The organism is Candidatus Jordarchaeum sp., assembly GCF_052745115.1.
Genome location: NZ_JBRAKS010000349.1, coordinates 1 through 3989, shown reverse-complemented (window position 1 = coordinate 3989; position 3989 = coordinate 1). Strand labels below are relative to the sequence as shown.

The 3989-nt window shown below is 35.8% G+C and carries 4 protein-coding genes; 3 read left to right on the top strand and 1 reads right to left on the bottom strand.

Features of this window, described 5'->3' with window-relative positions:
• Positions 1-15: 15 nt before the first annotated feature.
• Positions 16-423 (top strand): hypothetical protein, encoded by a 408-nt coding sequence (locus ACUVXA_RS17610; RefSeq protein WP_445872592.1) that lies wholly within the window; start codon positions 16-18, stop codon positions 421-423.
• 75 nt (positions 424-498) lie between these two features.
• On the opposite strand, the gene ACUVXA_RS17605 is transcribed toward ACUVXA_RS17610, so the two are convergent.
• Entirely contained in the window at positions 499-1176 is a 678-nt protein-coding gene (locus ACUVXA_RS17605) for an HAD family hydrolase (RefSeq protein ID WP_445872591.1), read from the bottom strand.
• 174 nt (positions 1177-1350) lie between these two features.
• Between ACUVXA_RS17605 and ACUVXA_RS17600 the strand changes: the two genes are divergently transcribed.
• Both ACUVXA_RS17600 and ACUVXA_RS17595 read left to right on the top strand, forming a co-directional pair.
• Positions 1351-3084 carry a glutamate--tRNA ligase gene (locus ACUVXA_RS17600; RefSeq protein ID WP_445872590.1) on the top strand — a complete coding sequence of 578 codons (1734 nt, stop codon included), beginning with the start codon at positions 1351-1353 and terminating at the stop codon, positions 3082-3084.
• 74 nt (positions 3085-3158) lie between these two features.
• Positions 3159-3917 (top strand): prepilin peptidase, encoded by a 759-nt coding sequence (locus ACUVXA_RS17595; protein ID WP_445872593.1) that lies wholly within the window; start codon positions 3159-3161, stop codon positions 3915-3917.
• Positions 3918-3989 lie beyond the last annotated feature (72 nt).

The window sequence follows — 3989 nt, the reverse complement described above, 5'->3', positions numbered from 1 at the left end:
AGGAAGGGATAGTTTATGAATCGACTTTCTTATGGTGTTATGATGAAAATTAAACCGGCAGATGATAAAAAAATATTAGAGCTTCCTTCACAGTTTTTTGAAACAATTAAATATAAGAATGCGCTTGTGATTCTCTCTCCGGATACTGAAACCGTGAGAATTATTCCTACTGAAGGTCGAAAAGTATGTAAGATTTTAATAAATCTAAGTGGGAAAATTTCCACAAATTTTTTACGGGGTCTTAAAAATTTTTTCGAGGAAACCAGGATTAAGACCCTCTACACATCCGGTCTCTGCATGAAAGAGAAGGAATGCGTATATGAATTTTATTGCCCTGCTGAGTCAATTGATAAGAATCAGCTAACTAGAAAGCTTGAGAAATTGGGGGGCGTGAAGAACATAGAAATTCAAACATTGTCCTAATAAAAAATTATATCTAGAAAGCATTTTTTACAAACTTTTCCTTTGAGATTGGGAAATTTGAGCTAAGTTAAATAATTAATAACTATTGTTTAGTCCAGAAATTATTGATGGAAGTTCTGCAACACTTTTTATAATAAAATCTGGATATTCTTTAGCAAGGATTTCTTTTTTGATGCCTCCGCTCAAAACCGCTACTGTTAAAGCCCCTATTCTTTTTCCGGATCTGATGTCTGTGATATAGTCACCTACGAACATGCTTTCGTTTGATTTATGACATAATTTTTCTAAAGCTTCTAGAAGATTCTGTTCTTTGGAGAAGTAGTCATCATTTGTATTCTGGTTTTTTAATCTGGTAACTATCACATCCACGAAATTATCTAATTCGTGCTTTTTTAGCTCGGTCATAACACTTTCAGTGCTTGCAATTCTACCCGTTACAATCCCTATACTTATCCCCATTTTTTTTAATTGGTGTAGAGCTTGTTTTGACCCAGATATTCTAAACTCATCCGGTGATGATGTTTTAGAATAATTTTCGAGAAAATGATCCCAGAATTGTATCGCCACATTTTGTGGAACCAAGAGGTCTAAGGACGCATTATTATAGTAGTCTTCAAAAGTGTTTTTGGTTAGTGTTGGTAAATTGAATTTCTCTAATGATTCATTGAAAACTAAAAAGAATCGAGTTCTGGTGTTTACTAGAGTTCCATCCAAATCGAGTAGTACCGCATGAACATCATTAACTGCTTTCAATACTGAAACCTCTTAGAGAAACTTTAAATTGGGGACCAAAAATATTTTGGCATTTCATTAATAAATTAATTTGATGATAAGTTTGAGGTAATCTTAAATTAATGTATAATAAATTTGTTTCTAGCATAGTATACTACTGAACATTTAAAAATTGTTCTAATGGGAGAACTCTAAATGTCTAAAAATCTAGAACAGATTATATTGAAACATGCTCTGGCAAACGCAATAAAGTTTGAAGGAAAAGCTAATCAAAAAGCGGTAATAGGCAAGATAATTGCGATGAACCCGGAGCTTAAAGAGCAAGCGAAAAAAATAGGTAAAATGGTTTCACTGGTAATTGAAGAAATAAACAAACTGACTTTGGATGAGCAAAAGAAGAAGCTTCTTGAAATTGCTCCTGAGCTTCTGGAAGAACAAAAGAGAGAGGAGGAGGTTAAAGAGCTTCCACCCCTCCCAAACGCTGACTCCTATAAAAAAATTGTAATGAGACTTGCTCCCTATCCTTCAGGGCCACTCCATATCGGTAATACTCGTATGGTTGTGCTTAACGATGAATATGTTAAAAAATATAATGGCAAATTGATTCTGGTTTTTGATGACACCATAGGTAGCGAAGAAAAAAGAATTATTCCCGAGGCTTACGACCTGATAAAAGAAGGATTAGAATGGTTGGATGTTAAATGGCACCAAGAGGTTTACAAATCAGACCGTATACCCGAATTTTACAAGTATTGCGAAAAACTAATCAGAGAAGGAGAAGCATACGTGTGCCTGTGTGAGGCTGAAGAGTGGCGTAAAAAATATAAAGAAACTGGAAAGTCTTGCCCTCATCGCGAACAGACTGTGGAGGAGAATATGGAGTATTGGAAAAAAATGTTGGAAGGAAATTTTGGTGAGGGCCGAGCTGTGGTTAGACTTAAAACAGGAATGGATTACCCAGATCCCGCTGTGAGAGATCATATAATAATGAGGATTTCGGAGCGTAAACATCCTCGGGTAGGTTCAAAGTACCGGGTTTGGCCGCTTCTCGAATTTTCTTGGGCTATAGATGACCATTTACTGGGTGCTACTCACATTCTGCGTGGAAAAGACCTGATAAAAGAAGACATAATAGAACAAATAATCTGGAAGAAACTGAATTGGCCCAGTGTAGATTTCATACACTACGGAATAATTACTTTCAAGGGTTTAAAACTCAGCAAGTCTAAAGCCAGGAGACTCATAGAGGAAAGGATTTATCTCGGATGGGATGATCCCAGGACCTGGAGCTTGCAATCACTTAGGAGGCGGGGAATAAAAGCGGAAGCCGTAAGGAGAGCTATGCTCGATCTTGGTTTAAGCACGATCGATATAGAATATAGTCCCGAAATTCTCTACGCCATAAACAGAAAAATGATAGATCCTGAGGCGGATCGATACTTCTTTGCAGAATCCCCAGTTAAACTCACTATCACAAAGATTCCGAAGGAGAAAATCGAGGCTAAACCCTTACTTCACCCAGATTTTCCCGAAAGAGGAACGAGAAAAATATCAGTTAATGTAGAGAAAGAAGCTGCAAAAGTTCTGATTTCCAACCAGGACAAAGAAGTGATGAAAATCAATAACATTATTCGTTTAAAAGACCTGATCAATATAACCGTTAAAAAACTTGATCCCTTAGAAGCCGAATTTCACAGCTACACAATAGAGGAAGCCCGTAGTCTAAACGCTAAAATAATTCACTGGGTGCCTACTACCGAAAATGTTCCCATTACTATTCTGAAACCGGATGGAAAGAGTGTTAACGGTCTTGGAGAACCGCAGTGCAAACAATTGAAAGTCAATCAGTTGGTGCAATTTGAGAGATATGGTTTCTGCAGGATAGACCAAACAGAGCCTCAAATATTTGCTTTCTTCGCTCACAACTAAAATTTTGTAGGACTTTTTATATCAATAAAAAATAATGGAGACTGAGAAAAAGCTAAAAAAGGAGTTTCAAGAAACTGTTCCAAAATATAATAAACTACATAGCTTTAATTGCCTGTCTTATTCCTCTTCTTTTCGCTTCTTTCAGTGATTGGAGAACCAGAACTGTAGATAATAAAATTTGGCTATTAATGATAATATTTGGATTGGTTATATCGGTAGCCAGATGGATTTATAACGCTGAATTAACAGTAACCATTTTTTCTTTTCTAATAGCTTTCCTAATTTCCCTAGTTCTCTATGCGTGCAAAATCTTTGGAGGGGCTGATGCAAAAGCCATGACCTGTATCTCACTAATAATTCCTAGAAATGTTTCAGCTTCGCTTACTCCCTACTTTACATTAACAGTTTTTTTAAACACCTTTATTATCCTAGGCATACTTTACCTTACAATATTGACCTATAATTTGATACAACACCTAAAAGGGGAAACGTTATTCTATGGGCTGGAATCAGAATCAAAATGCAAGAAGCTTGTAGTTCTGTTAACCTGCATTCGACTAGACCCTGTTTCACTCCAGAATAAGAGCCACTTTTACCCCATACAACATGTAAAAAAGAAAAATGGTGAAAAAGAAATACAACTAACCTCTCACAGAAACATACTAACCAAAGAAAGTAAGAATTTAAAAATCCTAGAAGGTAAAAAAGAAGTAAAAACCAGTAATAAAGTCTGGGCCTATTTCACAAAGCCTCTAATACCCATTATCACATTATCAGTAGTCATGTCCTTCTTCCTGGGCGATCTTCCTCTTCTTCTCCTCCAAATACTTTAAATCCAAGCTAAAAATAAAAAGACTTTTTTATAAATAATTCTAGTAAATATTCTTTTATGGCAGTAATAATAC